This is a genomic window from Mesorhizobium sp. L-8-3, from assembly GCF_016756615.1.
Taxonomy (GTDB): Bacteria; Pseudomonadota; Alphaproteobacteria; order Rhizobiales; family Rhizobiaceae.
This window is the reverse complement of record NZ_AP023262.1, coordinates 7,503,647-7,518,957: the sequence shown is the minus strand read 5'-3', so window position 1 is coordinate 7,518,957 and position 15,311 is coordinate 7,503,647. Positions and strand designations below refer to the sequence as shown.

11 protein-coding genes are annotated in these 15,311 nt (G+C 64.7%); 6 read left to right on the top strand and 5 right to left on the bottom strand.

Annotated elements, in window-relative coordinates; translation table 11 throughout:
• Positions 1 to 349 precede the first annotated feature (349 nt).
• A complete protein-coding gene (locus JN302_RS34780; RefSeq protein ID WP_202330599.1) occupies positions 350 to 1,552 on the top strand; it encodes a YcaO-like family protein in 1,203 nt (400 codons plus the stop codon).
• 219 nt (positions 1,553 to 1,771) lie between these two features.
• Positions 1,772 to 2,938, top strand: a complete 1,167-nt coding sequence (locus tag JN302_RS34775; protein WP_202330598.1) for a pyridoxal phosphate-dependent aminotransferase — start codon at positions 1,772 to 1,774, stop codon at positions 2,936 to 2,938.
• Positions 2,939 to 3,027: 89 nt separating this feature from the next.
• Here the strand turns inward: JN302_RS34775 and hemA are convergent, their stop codons facing one another.
• From hemA to JN302_RS34760, 3 genes are all read right to left on the bottom strand, one after another.
• Complete coding sequence (hemA, locus tag JN302_RS34770) at positions 3,028 to 4,305, bottom strand: 5-aminolevulinate synthase (RefSeq protein ID WP_202330597.1); 1,278 nt, start codon at positions 4,303 to 4,305, stop codon at positions 3,028 to 3,030.
• Positions 4,306 to 4,683: 378 nt separating this feature from the next.
• Positions 4,684 to 5,013, bottom strand: coding sequence for a hypothetical protein (locus JN302_RS34765; RefSeq protein WP_202308853.1), 330 nt, complete (start codon positions 5,011 to 5,013; stop codon positions 4,684 to 4,686).
• 514 nt (positions 5,014 to 5,527) lie between these two features.
• Positions 5,528 to 5,782, bottom strand: coding sequence for a hypothetical protein (locus JN302_RS34760; protein WP_202308852.1), 255 nt, complete (start codon positions 5,780 to 5,782; stop codon positions 5,528 to 5,530).
• Positions 5,783 to 5,976: 194 nt separating this feature from the next.
• On the opposite strand from JN302_RS34760, the gene JN302_RS34755 reads away from it, so the two are divergent.
• The 3 genes from JN302_RS34755 to JN302_RS34745 all read left to right on the top strand — a co-directional run bounded on the left by JN302_RS34755 (position 5,977) and on the right by JN302_RS34745 (position 10,928).
• Positions 5,977 to 6,366, top strand: coding sequence for a hypothetical protein (locus JN302_RS34755; protein WP_202330596.1), 390 nt, complete (start codon positions 5,977 to 5,979; stop codon positions 6,364 to 6,366).
• Positions 6,367 to 6,404: 38 nt separating this feature from the next.
• Positions 6,405 to 7,112 carry a hypothetical protein gene (locus JN302_RS34750; protein WP_202330595.1) on the top strand — a complete coding sequence of 236 codons (708 nt, stop codon included), beginning with the start codon at positions 6,405 to 6,407 and terminating at the stop codon, positions 7,110 to 7,112.
• A gap of 465 nt (positions 7,113 to 7,577) precedes the next feature.
• A complete protein-coding gene (locus tag JN302_RS34745; RefSeq protein WP_202330594.1) occupies positions 7,578 to 10,928 on the top strand; it encodes an AAA family ATPase in 3,351 nt (1,116 codons plus the stop codon).
• A 185-nt stretch (positions 10,929 to 11,113) separates the two neighbouring features.
• On the opposite strand, the gene JN302_RS34740 is transcribed toward JN302_RS34745, so the two are convergent.
• Together JN302_RS34740 and JN302_RS34735 are read right to left on the bottom strand one after the other, a co-directional pair.
• Positions 11,114 to 11,473 (bottom strand): hypothetical protein, encoded by a 360-nt coding sequence (locus JN302_RS34740; protein WP_244742563.1) that lies wholly within the window; start codon positions 11,471 to 11,473, stop codon positions 11,114 to 11,116.
• Between the two features lie 33 nt (positions 11,474 to 11,506).
• The gene (locus JN302_RS34735; protein WP_202330593.1) at positions 11,507 to 13,957 is read right to left on the bottom strand and encodes an arylsulfatase; all 2,451 of its coding nucleotides are present in this window, start codon (positions 13,955 to 13,957) and stop codon (positions 11,507 to 11,509) included.
• 128 nt (positions 13,958 to 14,085) lie between these two features.
• On the opposite strand from JN302_RS34735, the gene JN302_RS34730 reads away from it, so the two are divergent.
• A complete protein-coding gene (locus JN302_RS34730) occupies positions 14,086 to 15,096 on the top strand; it encodes a helix-turn-helix transcriptional regulator (protein WP_202330592.1) in 1,011 nt (336 codons plus the stop codon).
• Positions 15,097 to 15,311 lie beyond the last annotated feature (215 nt).

Genomic DNA, 15,311 nt, shown 5'->3' with positions numbered 1-15,311 from the left:
CACGATTCATGCGCGGAAACCAGCTGCATCGCGCGCCGGTCGGTACGGGAGCACATTTGGACCTCTATGGCTAGTGGTCGAAGAGGAGCAAGCCCTCATGCTACTTTAGACCAGATTCGATCTTGAGGTAAATGGCGGACCGGGCGTGCGGCTTGAACGGAAACATTGGGAACTCCTCGGCGCTGGGCCTGTTCCTCCAGGAGATGCACCAGCAGATTTCGGCCAGCGAGCGGTCATCGACGATGGCCGTGTGCTTCGCGACCTGACGGAACTGGGCTTGGCGGGGCCCGCCGGGAGCGGGACGACGGCCGACCGTCGCGAACTCTATGGGTTCGCCGCTGCTTGCCAAATGACCGTCGACATCTTCGATGTTCCGGGTGGCTTCATTGCTGCCACGAGGCTCGGACTCGGCGAAGGCGCCGGCTCGCGCGAGGTCACGGCGAGCGGGAAGGGTTTCGATCCGGCCAGGGCGGTGCTGAGCTGCCTCGGGGAGGCGGTGGAGACGCATAGCTGGATGCACCAGCGGGCCGATGGTGCCAAGCTCGTCCGGAGTTCCGAGGCCGGAGATCTGCGAATGCTGCCGCCGGCCCGCATCCTGGGCTTTTCTGCGACCCAGGTCCGTCACCGCGATCGCTACAATCGCCTGTGGGCCGACTGGGACGCCGTTCCGCCGGCCGGTCAGTTGTCGCGGCCCGATCTGTGGTCGACCGTCAGCGATCTGGATGGTTCCAGTATCGCGCTTTGTCCGGCATTCCTCTGTCATGGCGGGTTTGGCGAGGCCGTATACGGCGACAGCAGCCTGAACGCCGACTCGAATGGCTGCGCTGCCGGTGCTTCCTGGCGCGCGGCGCAGTCGCGCGCCGTCCTGGAACTCGTCGAACGCGATGCAACCGGAATCTGGTGGTGGCCAGGCTGCGTGCGCACTCGTCTTTCACCCGGCCTGTTCGGCGATCCCGATCTGAGCAAGGCGCTTGCCGAACATCGGGACCAAACCGGCAGGCGGGTGTGGTTCCTGGATATTTCGACCTTCCGGAATGCACATGCGGTGGCGGCGCTGTCGTGCGACCGGAACGGCAAACAGATCGCCGTAGGGTTCGCAGCCGCCTTCGTCCTGGGGGATGCTCTGAGGTCGTCGTTTCTCGAGATGATCCAGACCGAGCTTGCGCTCGACGCGCATGAAATCCGGAAAGCCCGGAATATGCCTATGAGCAATGCCGACCTCCGTCTCGCGACATGGCTTGTCGAGAGCGACATCAAGAGGCTCGACTTTCTTTGCGGACAAGACGGCACGATTGCCGAGGAGGCCTCGGGGATGGTCGGCACTTTGCCCGGTCTCGTCGAGGAAATGTCCGCTGCGACGGGAGAGAGCGCCTGGTTCCGGGACTTATCGCGCCCCGAAACCGGCGTTCGCGTGGCGAAGGCGATCTGCCCCGGTCTGGCGCATTTCAAGCCGCGCTGGGGCTGCGACCGTCCCTGGAAGCTACCGGGGCAGCGAGGCTGGCGGACGACGTATGGAAGGCGCGGCCTTCGATCGCGTCCCCCTTTGCCGTGATCCGTGACGAAGGCGATGCACAGGCACCCGCATGCGTATGAGAACGCGCATTGCGAATCCTGTCGACACCGGGTGACGCCTTGACGCCGTCCAACGGTCGATCTTATCGACCGTTGGCATGGGGCCTGCCTGGACCAAAGCCATATCCGCCGGAGGCCTGTCAAAATCCGGCGTATTGACGGATTGTGCTCCCGACTCATTCGACCGCGGACGACCCACATGACCCTCAGCGAAACGATGCGCCTCGAAGCACGGCTGGCGCCGGAAAGCGGCATCGTCGCCGTGATGAACCACGGCCGGCACAAGGACGGGCTGGTCCCGCTGTGGGCGGGCGAGGGCGACCTGCCGACGCCCGACTTCATCAGTTCGGCCGCCGTGGCCGGGCTGAATGCCGGCGAGACCTTCTACACCTGGCAGCGCGGCATACCGGAACTGCGCGACGCCCTCGCCCGATATCACCGCAGGCATTTCGGCAGGCGTTTCGTCGACGAGGAGTTCATGGTCGTCGGCTCGGGTATGCAGGCGATCCAGCTCGCTTTGCAGGCGACCGCGGGGGCCGGCGACGAGGTCGTCTATCTGTCGCCTGCCTGGCCCAATCTCACCGCCGCGGCGGGCGTTGCCGGCGCGCGCCCTGTCCCCGTGCCGCTCGACGACACCGCCAATGGCTGGGCGCTCGACATCGAGAAGCTGGCGGCGGCGATCACGCCCCGCACCAGGGCGATCTTTATCAACACGCCCTCCAACCCGACAGGCTGGACCGCCGACAGGGCGACGCTGCAGGCGATCCTCGATCTTGCTCGGGCACGCGGCCTCTGGATCATTGCCGACGAGATCTACGCATTGTTCCATTACGGCGGGGGCCGCGCGCCGTCCTTCTACGACATCATGGCTGACGAGGACCGCATTCTCTTCGTCAACAGCTTTTCGAAGAACTGGGCGATGACCGGCTGGCGCGTCGGCTGGCTTCGTGTCCACCCTTCGCTGCAGGCGATGTTCGAGAACCTGATCCAATACTCGACCTCTGGCGTCGCGCAGTTCATGCAGCGCGGCGCGGTCGCGGCGCTGGACCAGGGCGAAGGCTTCGTGGCCGGGCAGGTCGAGCGCGCGAGGCAGGCGCGCGACCTCGTCTGCCGCATCCTCGGTGAGACCGGGCGGGCGCGTTTCACGGTTCCCCAGGGCGCCTTCTATCTGTTCTTTGCGATCGAAGGTCTCGCCGACTCGCGTCGCGCCGCATTCGACATCGTCGACCACGCCAATGTCGGGCTGGCGCCGGGCACCGCCTTCGGGGTCGGCGGCGAGGCTTTTCTGCGGCTTTGCTTTCACCGCCGCCTCGACCAGTTGGAGGAAGCGGCCGGCCGCATCGCCACCTGGGTGCGGGGACTGTGACGCGGCATGCGCCACGATCCTCTGGCCAGGAGGCCTCGGCAAGGCGAGTGACACCAGGCCGGTCGCCATGACCCCGGCGGTGCCGGGGTTCAGCCGCCTGATTTGGGTACCAGCAGCGGGATGATGCGGTCGGTCTTGGCGATCGAAGGCTTGCCGGCCGACCCATAGGGGATGCCGATGGCGTCCCAGGTCTCGACCAGGGCATCCCGAAGCTCGGCGATCAGCGCATCCGAATGGAACGGCGTCGGCGTGATGCGCAGCCGCTCCGTGCCGCGCGGCACGGTGGGATAGTTGATCGGCTGGATGTAGATGCCGTGCAGCCCGAGCAATCTGTCGGTCGCCATCTTGCAGAGCTCGGGGTCGCCCACCAGCACGGGAACGATATGGGTCGAGGACGGCATCACCGGAAGACCGGCCGCCGACAGGACCTCCTTGGTGCGCTGGGCCTGCCGCTGCTGCGCCTCGCGCTCGGCGCCCGACTGCTTGAGATGGCGGATCGAGGCTGTCGCGGCCGCTGTGATCGCCGGAGGCAGCGCCGTGGTGAAGATGAAGCCGGGTGCATAGGAGCGCACCGCGTCGACTACGGTGCGCGGCCCCGAAATGTAACCGCCCATGGTGCCGAACGCCTTGGCGAGCGTGCCTTCGATGACGTCGATCCGGTGGGCAAGGCCTTCCTGCTCGGTGATGCCGCCGCCGCGACGTCCATACATGCCGACGGCATGGACTTCGTCGATATAGGTCATCGCATTGTATTTCTCGGCGAGGTCGGCGATCCGTGCGATCGGCGCGATATCCCCGTCCATCGAATAAACCGACTCGAAGACGATCAGCTTGGCGCGTTCGCGGCCCGCAGCCTGGAGCAGGCTTTCGAGATGCGCGACGTCGTTGTGGCGGAAGATCTTCTTCTCGGCGCCGGAGCGGCGCACGCCCTCGATCATCGAGGCATGATTGAGTTCGTCGGAAAGCACCAGGCAGTTGGGCAGAAGCCGCGCGATGGTGGATATGGCGGCCTCGTTCGAAACGAAGCCGGAGGTGAAGACGAGCGCCGATTCCTTGCCGTGCAGATCGGCCAGCTCGATTTCCAGCTCGACCAGCGGATGGTTGGTTCCGGAGATGTTGCGGGTGCCGCCGGCGCCGGTGCCCATCCGGGCGGCCGCCTGTTGCTGCGCAGCGATGACATCGGGGTGTTGTCCCATGCCGAGATAGTCGTTGGAACACCAGACGATGATTTCCTTGGCCTCGTCGCCGGAGCGCCAGATGGCGCGGGGAAAGGAACCGGCGATCCGCTCAAGGTCGGCAAAGACCCGGTAACGCCGCTCCGCATGGATCTGATCGATCGCTTCTTCGAAGAACCGCTGGTAGTTCATGATGCCTTTCCGATGTTGGCCGAGATCATAGTCGCTGCCCCGGGAGGCGTCCATCGTGCCAAGGGGGGCAAAATGCCACGCTGCTCGCCGCGCTCGATAACGAGCAGCAAAGCGCTGATATTCCCTTGATCTCGATCAAGCTACGAAAACCGCTGGCCGCAGGTTTCGGATTGGCGTTTGACGACAAGCCGCGGCCGGCCCGCTCCGTCCGGACGTGGTCCCCTGGCCATTTGGCCGGCCCAGGTGATGATCTCGACGTCCCGAGGCGCATTGCGCAGATGACGGTCGATGTCTTCAGGATCGGCCCGCAGGAGGCGCCGGGTGCCGCATTCGTCACCGCGAAATCCAGCGCGGCGACGCGAAGGGGCGGCTTCCCGTTCAGAAACTTTCGACGTAGCGCCTCGCTCGGCGGCGGCGGACGCTGTGCCGCCTTTGCCGCTCGGGCCGTCCGGCCTTCTGGTCGGCTTCGTATCGCGCCCGAAGCCGCGTGCGGCCTGAACCGTAGTCCAGCACCTTGACGATCGTCGCCTTCCAGGCGCCGATCCCGATCTCGTATTCTTCGAAGTAGCAGCCCCCGGCGGCATCCCGGTTCGACGCGAAACCCTGTACCGGGAGACGTGAGAGAGACACGCGACCAGACTGCAGCGTGCTGGCCTTTTTCCGAACGGTCGAGGCGCGGGCCTTGGTTGCGAAACTTGCGTCGGTCATGACTTGTCACCCCCGAAGTTCTACGACACACGGTCGGCTGGCGCGGACAGGCCGCGAATGCTGATCGCCGTTGACTGAAGGCACTCCTCAAAGCGTTGTTCCTGGCGGGTCCGCCAAGTCTCGTCCTTTGCGTGCCCGGAAGCAAGTAAACTCGGACTACGTGAACCCAGCGTGAAGCCGGAGGGGACGGAGACGCTTGGGAGGCAGCGCTCCGTCCCCGGTGCCCAGCAGCGCCTGCCGCCCCTTTTTGGAATTGGCGCGCTCGGGCTTCGATTGCGGGGCGTCCGTGAGCGCCCCACTCTCCCTGGTTGTTACGTTGGGTAACGTCTTCCGGCGTGCGTGATTCAAACGTGAATCCGGATTGAGGCCTGAGGCCGGATTCGAGCGAGGACCCGGCGTGGCGCGACAAGGTCACGCGGCCGGATTGCCGAAATCACCGCAACGGCACGCGTGCGCGGCGTTCGGCGAAGGGGCCGCTGCGCGGCCGACGGACTGACCCGTAGTCCTCTCGGCCTCAGCGGCCGTAGTTATGCTCGGCATTGTCTCTGGCGAGACGGGCGCGGTCGGATCGCTGGACACGCGCCGTCCCGGGGCTGAGCCCATACAGGCCGGTCTGCCCGAGATATGCCGGACCGTAGCCCGTGTAGCGATAGCCCGGTTCGTACGTGCCGGCGCTGCCGAGATAGTTCACGCTGTCGAGATAGCTTGTCGTGCAGCCGGACACGATGGTGGCAAGCCCGGTCGCGATCGCAATGGCCAGATAACGCATGACCATGACCTCCTGATATCTTCAAGGTTACTCCCGGCCTCCGCGCCGCGCCAGTAAAACTGTAGTTACAACTCGGGAAGCGCTGATCCGTGGCGAAGGGCTCAGGAGCCTCCGCCGGCGTCGGTCCGCCCGTCCTGCGGTGCGGGTGTCAGGCGCGTCGGCGGTATTGGCGTGTATATGAACGGAGATCTTTGGTGACCAATTCGAGTGGTGACTTGAAATATTACTTTGAAATGTCAAAAGTAGACATGAAAATCTTTGGCATGAAATTCGGTCACGTCATATTTCATGCAATTTCAAAATCGTGCGTCGACAGGGTGGACCGCTTTTATCTAGAAGGCCCGCGCGACGAGCCTTCGGGCGAGAGCGCGGGCTGGCGGACTCAGGCAATGCTCCTTCGGGAGCGCCAGCCTACGCGCTTTCGCGAGCCGTTCTTCCCGCCATCCGGAAGCGTGTTGGAGAACCTTCACCGCGCTTTGGCGTTTCCGCCGTCGCACCGCCGCGCGTCGCCATCGCCGCCGCCGGCCAGCCTGCCCCCGTCGGTCTCGCAGACGCCCTCGCGCAGCGCGGCGGCATCGTCGTAAGTCATCCGTCGATCGGATATGGTGCGAGCCCGCCCTCATTGCGTGAAGCAAACGATCCGTTGCGTCGCGACGGTGGGCCGATCGGATGCCTTGCCGATGCCGCAAGACCGGATATCGTGCGGGAAGCGATCTTCGCCCCGGTATCCTGCTCCGCCATTGTCGAGAAACGATCTATGATTTTGCGTTCTGTCGCCGCATTCACTCTCTCGGCGGGTTGTTCATTGGCGTTTTCCGCACTGGCGCAGCCGATCGAGCCGGGCAAGGAAGGCCAGATCGCTCGACTGTTGCCCCCAGAACCTGGAACGCGCATCTGCTTTGCGAGGCAGTACGACGGCGCCCATCTGAAGGCGCATCCAGATCAGCAAGTGCAATCGATCGGGTTCAGCTTGGCCTATCACGCCCACGATCCCGACGAGTATTACCCGAAGGGGCAGCGGAACTACTATTTCGAACTCCGCGCGAAGATGCGGAGCGGACAGGAACTGGCCGCCGGCGGCGAATGTGTGCCTGCAGAGGATGGGAAGAACATCCATTGTGGAGTGGAGTGCGATGGCGGCGCGGTCTTGATCCGGCAGGCAGCGAAGAAAGGGCAGTTGCTGGTCGATCTCGAAGCAACCGGGCGCATTCGCATGAGCGACGGGTGCGACGATGAAAGCGGCATCGACCTCGAGCCCGGCATCGACGACAAGACCTTTCTCTTGTCCGAAATCCCGGCCGATCGCTGCCCGGCCTACGAGGATTGGTGACCTGCACCGCGGCGCGAAGAGTTTCTCGCTTGCATGGAATGCGCCGAAAAGCCCGAAAAGATTGCCTGAGAGCGGTGCCCTTGGCCGGCGAAATCGAACTCGAGGGAATTCGCAAGCGCGACCGCCCGTCGACCGGCCAGGCCGCCCCATCGGAGCGCAGCGAACCGGCGTGCGATTGAAAAGCGCGATGCCCAGGGGCGGGCTGTTGAAGCAAACAGTTTCAACCGTTTACGGAAAGGCGGAACACTTCGTTCTTCCGCAGTTTCTTGATATTTTCGTCCTGTGTCTCCCACCGGTTCCTGTGTCTCCCACCGGATCGACGTCTATGGCCACGGTCCATACGTCTGGTTCCCGGTATGGCGCGGCATGACGGCCGCCCAATGAGAGGCCAAGGCCAGGACGATACACCGGCTCTTGTTTGAGGTATTGTGGATCATCCTGCCTCAGGCTGAATAGGGGAGGCCATTGGATATCGCGGCTTGGCTAGTGGGCCTTGGGCTCGAGCGGTACCGGCAGGCTTTCGATGAGAACGATGTCGACGGCGAAGTGCTGCTTCAATTGACCGGCGACGACCTCAAGGACATAGGGGTCGCCTCGGTCGGCCATCGTAAGAAGCTGCTAGAGGCGATCGCCTCCCTGAACGCCGCGTCTGGTAGCGCTGCCGCCTCGCTCGCTCCGCTGCCCGTAGATGCGGCAAAGCAGCCCGACGCGGAGCGCCGGCAGTTGACGGTGATGTTCACAGACCTCGTCGGCTCGACCGCGCTTTCAGCCAAGCTCGATCCCGAAGACATGCGCGAGATCATCCGCGTCTATCAGAACACGGTGGCTGGCGAGATCACACGGTTCGAGGGACATGTCGCGAAATTCATGGGTGATGGCGTGCTCGCCTATTTCGGTTGGCCGAAAGCCCATGAAGATGAAGCCGAGCGGGCGGTGCGAGCGGGCCTGGCGGTGGTGAGAGCGATGGGAAGGCTGCAGACACCCGACAGAACGGCCTTGCAGGCGCGGATCGGCATCGCGACGGGGCTTGTCGTCGTCGGCGACCTCGCTGGCGAGGGTGCGGCGCAGGAGCAGGCCGTGGTCGGCGATACGCCCAATCTCGCAGCACGGCTGCAGAGCGCGGCCGGGCCCGGCACGGTGGTAATCGCTGAGGCGACCCGCCGCCTGCTGGGAGACGTCTTCGTGCTGCGCGACCTCGGCGCCCAAACCCTAAAGGGCATCCAGGAACCCACCGCCGCCTTCGCCGTGCTCGACGAACGCACCCTCGAAACCCGCTTCGCGGCCCGGCATGGAGGCGGCTTGGCGCCGATCGTCGGTCGCGACCAGGAACTCGGCTTCATGTCGGAGCGGTGGCGGCAGGCCAGGAGTGGCGAAGGCCAAGTGGTGCTGCTCACCGGCGAGGCCGGCATCGGCAAGTCGCGGATCACCGAGGCGCTGATCGAGGCATCGGCAGGCGATCCACATTTCCTGCTGCGCTATCAGTGCTCGCCTTACAATACGGATTCCGCGCTTTACCCGGTGATCCAGCACCTCACCTTCGCGGCCGGCTTCGCCGCGGAGGATAGCACCGAGCGCCGGCTGGAGCGGCTGGAATCGCTTCTTGCCCGAGGTAGCGACGATATCGGCGAGGCTGCACCCCTCGTGGCGGCGATCCTGGGTATCGACGGCGAGGCGCGTTATGGCGCGTCGGCACTGACGCCGCAGCAGCGCCGCAATCGCACTCTCGCTGTCCTGATCGACCAACTCGCCGGCTTGGCCGAACGGCGGCCTGTGTTGTGGGTGATCGAGGACGCGCATTGGATCGATCCCACCACATTGGAATTGATCGAGCTTGCGCTTGATCGCGTGCAGGGCATCGGCGTCCTCATGCTTATCACCGCGCGCCCGACCTTCGTCGCGTCTTTCGCCAGTCATCCGGTGGTGACGAGGCTGGCGCTGAACCGGCTGGCGCGCGCGGCGACGCAGGCAATTGTCCTGCGCATCACCCGCGGCAAGCGCTTGCCGGACGATTTGCTCGAAGAGATCGCCGCCAGAACCGACGGCGTGCCCCTGTTCGTCGAAGAGATGACCAAGGCAGTGATTGAGTCCGGCATGCTGCACGAGGAGAACGATGCCTATTGCCTCGAGGGGCCATTGAGCGCGTTGGCGATACCGACGACGCTGCACGACTCGCTGATGGCCCGTCTTGACCGGTTGCAGCCGGTGAAGGAGGTGGCACAGACGGCAGCTGTCATCGGCCGCAGCTTCGACTATCGTTCGATCGCGGCCCTCGCCGCCATGCCGGAGGCGGACCTGACCGAAGCGATGCGCAAGCTGGTCGAGGCCGAACTGGTGTTTCGCCGGGGCGTGCCGCCCGACGCGAGCTACCTTTTCAAGCATGCGCTGGTCCGGGATGCCGCCTATGAGAGCATGCTCAAGAGCCGGCGGCAGTTGCTTCATATGCGCCTTCTGGGAATCCTTGAGGTCAGTGGCGCGGCTCGTCCCGAGATACTCGCCCAGCATGCCCAGGCGGGCGGCGACGCGGAGCGAGCGATCGGCTGGTGGCACGAGGCCGCCGAGGCCGCAGTCGGCCGGGCCGCCTTCGCCGAGGCCGAGGCGCATTTGGCAAGCGCACTCGCGTTGCTGCCAGCGCTCCATGATGTGCCGAAGCGGAGGCGGGCGGAAGCCGCCATTGCAATCACACACTCCCAATTGTCGCTTGTCCGCTACGGCTACGGCCACGAACGAACCAAGACCCTTTACGCTCGCGCAGATGCCCTGGCCCGGGATGCCGACGATCAGCGGCTGTTCATGCTCGCCCGCTATGGAGTTTGGGCTGTCTACCACGTGCGCGAAAACGTCGGTCCTGCGCTCGTCGTCGCCAAGGAGATGCGTGAGGAGACGACCCGCCGGGGAGATCCTCAACTCTCTATGATGGCTCTTCGAATGCTGGGCGACAGCCAGACAATGGCAGGCCGGCTTACCGAGGCCCGTGAGACTTTGGGAACGGCGCGCTCGCTTTACGATCACGAGCGCGACAAAAGTCTCAGCGCCGTGACGGGCGCCGATCCGATCGTGTCGATCAATTCCTATCTCGCCTTCGCGGAACTGGCGCTTGGGTTTCCTGATCGCGCTCGCGCACTGGCCGGTGAAGCGTGGGATGTCGTCCAGGCGTCGGGTGAGGTCCACACGAAGGCCCACGCGATCTGGCACCGCGCTGCGTTGGCTTCATTGGCGGGAGAGGCTGCCCGTTCGAGGGAACTGGCGTTGGAGGTTACTTCGGAAACACGGCTGCGTGGCCTCCAGTTCTGGCAGGCAATGGCCCGTATTGTTGCAGGCTGGGCTATGTTCGCAACGGGAGACCCCGCCGGTGCTGCCGATGCGCTGCCTCGCTTGATCGAGGAGGTGGAGGCGACGGGCAGCGGCCTCTTCGGCGCCCTGTCGCGATCGGTCCTTGCAGAGGCGCAGGCCGCGATCGGCGATGTTCTGGCCTTCGAAACGATCGCAGCGTCCGAAGAGTTGGCGAGGCGCAGCGGGGCTTTCTACGAACTGGCCGAAATTCAGCGCCGAGAGGGTGTCATTCGGCGGCGGCTGCGGCCCGGCGACGGCGCCGGCGCGGAAGCGGCGTTCCGGCGGGCGCTGGCGACGGCTAAAAGTCAGGACGCTCGCTTCTGGGAGTTGCGTGCCGCGCGCGACCTCGCGCGACTCCTGGTTGAGAGAGGGGAACGGCGGCAGGCCGCCGATCTCCTCACCCCGATCTACGACTGGTTCACCGAGGGTTTCGACTTGTCGGACCTGAGGGAGACCAAGGAACTCCTCGATGAACTGCGCATCTGAGGTGAGTTGCTGCATGGTGCCTTCGATGGCGCCGCTGCGCCGCCGGAAGATCCTTTGGGCGCCAGCGCCAGAGAGGTCCAACTCGCCGAGATCCAGCAGGATCCCTGCTTGTTCCCACCGGGGACGTCGGCTCTCCAACTTCGGCTACCATATGTCCTGCCTGTCGAGCAGCGTGGCGGCACGGATCATCGCCGAGGTTTGACCAGTTCACGCACCAGCAGGACTGTAAGGACGACGTGCAGTATGACGGCCGGCCAAAGAAGAATGCCTGCGCGCGCGCCCTGCAGATCGATGCAGGCGAGATAGGCCGCGACCGCCCCGCTGTAGACCAGCATGCCGGCGAGCGGCGGGCCGGGCCAGCAGGCGATCCCGAGGCCTATCAGGGCGATGCCGGCGACACGGGCGACAGGGACGGCGATGCCGGACAAGTCCTCGCCGAGCAGCAGCACCGAGACGAGCGACGGCGCGACGAAAAGCGCGGCACCGGTCAGGGCCTCGCCGATGGCGGCGACCATCAGTGCGTTGTTCATAAGCCTGCCGGTCATCGAATGCCTGCGCCTCCGCGCCGCCGCCCGCTGCTACTTCGCCGCAGTGACTTCCGGCGCGAGCGCAAAGTCCAGCCTGTCGATCGTGCCGGTGAACCTGAACGGCACGTCGTAGCGGTACTCCACCAGCGCCACGCCGGTGCGGGTGTCAAGACCGACGTCGAAGGTTTCGTCCTCGGGGAAGGTGATCGGCGTAGTGTGCTCAAGGCTGTTCCTCGCCACTTCCTTGCCGTCCACAGAGAGCACGCCGGTACCACCCTTGCCGAGACCCGGCTCGTCGGGCTTGAACTCGAAGACGATCGTATGCTTGCCCGCCTCCAGTTCCGGGCCTTCCCATGCAGTTCGCTTCAGGTCGAGCAGGTTGTAGAGGAACACCACCTTGCCGCGGCCGACGCCGAACTCGCCTTTGCTCAGGAACAAGCCGTAGCCGCCGAAGCGGCCGCCGTGGGTGACGATCATACCTTCGGCGCCGCCCTCGGGAATCTCGACCTGCGCGGTGATGGTGTAGCCCTTGTTAAGGGTGCTCGGGGCCGCCGCCGCCGGCACGTCGGACAGCACGCCTCGGTAGGTGAACTCTGTCCGCCCCGCCGTCAGGCTCGGGCGCGGCGTGTTCCAGCGCGCCAGGGTCGAGTTGTCGAGCGGCAGGACATTGTACTTTGCAGCCTCGACGTAGAAGAGATCCTGCAGTTCCTTCAGCTTTTCGGGATGCTGGGCGGCGAGGTCGCTCGCCTGGGTGGGGTCGTCGGCGACGTTGTAGAGCTCCCAGTTGTAGCCGGTGGTCACGTCGGGCGGGGTCGCCGTGCTCAGTTCCCAGGGCAGCGTCACCGGCGTCGTCGCTGCCACCCAGCCGTCGTGATAGATCGCCCGGTTGCCGAGCATCTCGAAGTACTGGGTCACGTGCGTCGAGGGCGCGTCGGCATCGTCCTTGCCCCATGTATACGCCATGCTGACACCCTCGACCGGGGCCTGCCCGATACCGTCGATTGTATCCGGCTGGGTGATACCGGTCGCTTCCAGGATGGTCGGCACGATATCGATGACATGGTGGAATTGGCGGCGAATCCCGCCGACGTCGGTGATGTGGCCGGGCCATGACATGACGACGCCCTGCGCGGTGCCGCCGAAATGCGAAGGCACCTGCTTCACCCATTTGAACGGGGTGTCCATCGCCCAGGCCCAGCCGGCCGCGAAGTGCGGGAAGGTTCGCTCCGACCCCCAGAACGGATACCAGAGGAACTGGTCCTTCACCGGAACGGGAACGCCGTTGAAGGTGGTGAATTCGTTGGGCGTGCCGTTGAGCATGCCCTCGGCGCTCGCGCCGTTGTCTCCGCCGATGTAGATGATCAGGGTGTTGTCGAGCTCTCCCAGGTCGTCGACCGCCTGGATGACGCGGCCGATCTCATGGTCGGCATAGGCGAGGTAGGCGCCATATATGTCGGCCTGGCGGATGAAGAGCTTCTTTTCCTCGAAGCTCAGCGAATTCCACTCCGGCAGGTCCTTCGGCCAGGGCGTTAACTGCGCGTTTTCGGGCATGATGCCGAGCCGCTTCTGGTTCTCGAAGATCTTCTCTCGCACCGTGTTCCAGCCTTCGTCGAAGAGGTGCATGTCGCTGATTTTCTTGATCCATTCGGGTGTCGGATGGTGCGGGGCGTGTGTGGCGCCCGGTACGTAGTAGATGAAGAACGGCTTATCCGGGGCGAGTTCCTTGAGCTGCTTCATGTATTGGATCGCCTCGTCGGCCATCGCGGTCTCGAGGTTCCAGCCGGGATTGTCGAGATAGGGAAAGATAGGGGTCGTGTTGCGGAACAGGTTCGGCTGCCACTGGCTCGCGTCGCCGCCGACGAAGCCGTAGAAGTACTCGAAACCCATGCCGTTCGGCCATTGGCCGAAGGGCCCCGCCTGGCTCGACTGGAAAGATGGCGTGTTGTGGTCCTTGCCGAACCACGACGTGGCGTAGCCGTTCTCCTTCAGGATGGTGCCGATCGTTCCCTTCTCGATCGGGATGATGGAATCGTAGCCCGGATATCCCGTCGCGATTTCGTTCACCACGCCGAAGCCGACCGAGTGATGGTTGCGCCCCGTAATGATCGCCGCCCGAGTCGGCGAGCATAGCGACGTCGAATGGAAGTTCGTGTAGCGCAGGCCCGCATTGGCTATCCGGTCCATCGTGGGCGTGGGAATGACACCGCCGAAAGTGCTCGGTGCGCCGAAGCCCTGGTCGTCGGTCATGATGAGCAGAACGTTCGGCGCGCCCTTCGGCGGCACGACTCGCGGCGGCCACCAGGGCGTCGACTCGGAAGCCTTCTCCCTGATCTCGCCCTCGAACCTGGGATCTGGCGGGGGAAGCTGGCGCCCGTCGATGGTGGTTGTAGCCTCCGGCGAGCCGAGCTTGCCGGTGACTTCCTGAGCAAATGCGGCCTGGTGGGCGAGCGCAAGGGTCGCTGCGGTGGCCGTGGCTACAGCGAAATGCCTGACAACGTTCATGTCGTAGTCCCCTTTCGGCGATACTGCCGATATCAAGTATATCGAGGGGCTAAGCCTCTGGATTGGCATTTGGCGCCAGATTACAATGCCGTCGGCTTTACATCGCCGCGAGCAGGCCATGGAGCGAAATGCCGGTCACCATTCCCTTGATCCGCGGGTTCGCCCTCTTTCCGACACTTGGCTGGGTGGCGAGCAAGGGAACCCCGGTCGAAGATGCATTGAAGCAGGCCGGACTGCCGGCCGACCTTGCCGCCGATCCGTTCCGTCCCATTCCCCTCATACAGGCCGCAGCCCTGTTGCGCACGGCCGCGCGCCGGTTCGGCCCGGACCTACCCTGCCGCGTCCTTGCCCAGACCAGCAACCTGGAGCTCGCACTGATCAGCAAGGTGGCGCTCGGCACGGGAACGCCGCGGGATGCGATCGACCGGATCCTGGCGGCCCTGCCTTTCTATTCCTCGCACGAAGTCCTGTCGACGGAGCGGCGCCAGGGGGCGACGATCGTGCGCGAACAGCTTGCACATCGCTTCGACGGCGAGACCGCGCATCTCCTGTTTCAGTACGCGGCCGCCATCATCGACAGGATCTGCGGCATGACCGGGGCCGCGCCGCCCCGCTTCATGCGAATCGAGATGCCGGCCCATCCGACAGCCGGGCTGGCGCATCTTGTACCCTGGTTCGGCGACGGGCTTAACGCTGCGAAGGTGCGCGGACTGACGATCTGGATCGATAACCGGATCATGGACCGCCCGTTCACCGGCATAGCCCGCGATCGCGTCGAGGGTCGTCAGCTGACAATCACCCATCCGCTGCGGGGCGATGGAACTCTGTCGTCGGCAGTGACAACGCTGCTTGCTTCCATGGTCGACTGGGACGAGGCTCCGTCGATGACTCGGCTGGTGGCCGCGGCCGGCACGAGCGAGCGTAGCTTCCAGCGTCAGCTCAGGGCCGAGGGGACGAGCTTTTCGGAACTTCTGTCGGAGGTCCGCCGCACCGCAACACTCAAACGGCTGAGCGAACGTGGCAATACCATCGCTGCCATTGCAGCGGAGTTGGGGTATTCCGATCAGGCTTCATTCACGCGGGCTTTTCGGCGTTGGACAGGAAGCTCCCCCGGTCAATTCCGAGCGAGGACGTCATGAAGTCCAACGCTTGGCTTGGGCCAGGAAGGGTGCATGGCCCGCTCGGGATGGAAGCTACCACCTTCGACCCGCCGGCGGATATCAAGGACCGCCTGATGCAGGCTCACGATTTCGACGGCAGCCCCGCAGCGGTCTCGCCCCGCGACGGATGCGGCTACCGCAAGAAAAAACAGCGGTCTATTTGGTCCGCTACCACACGAATTCACTTCCAGCAT

Bases quoted from the DNA above. Each gene is read 5' to 3' on its own strand.
- JN302_RS34780 (WP_202330599.1), top strand. From the start codon at position 350: ATGACCGTCGACATCTTCGATGTTCCGGGTGGCTTCATTGCTGCCACG.
- JN302_RS34740 (WP_244742563.1), bottom strand. From the start codon at position 11,473: ATGACCGGCAGGCTTATGAACAACGCACTGATGGTCGCCGCCATCGGC.
- JN302_RS34730 (WP_202330592.1), top strand. From the start codon at position 14,086: ATGCCGGTCACCATTCCCTTGATCCGCGGGTTCGCCCTCTTTCCGACA.
- JN302_RS34735 (WP_202330593.1), bottom strand. From the start codon at position 13,957: ATGAACGTTGTCAGGCATTTCGCTGTAGCCACGGCCACCGCAGCGACC.
- hemA (WP_202330597.1), bottom strand. From the start codon at position 4,305: ATGAACTACCAGCGGTTCTTCGAAGAAGCGATCGATCAGATCCATGCG.
- JN302_RS34760 (WP_202308852.1), bottom strand. From the start codon at position 5,782: ATGCGTTATCTGGCCATTGCGATCGCGACCGGGCTTGCCACCATCGTG.
- JN302_RS34775 (WP_202330598.1), top strand. From the start codon at position 1,772: ATGACCCTCAGCGAAACGATGCGCCTCGAAGCACGGCTGGCGCCGGAA.
- JN302_RS34765 (WP_202308853.1), bottom strand. From the start codon at position 5,013: ATGACCGACGCAAGTTTCGCAACCAAGGCCCGCGCCTCGACCGTTCGG.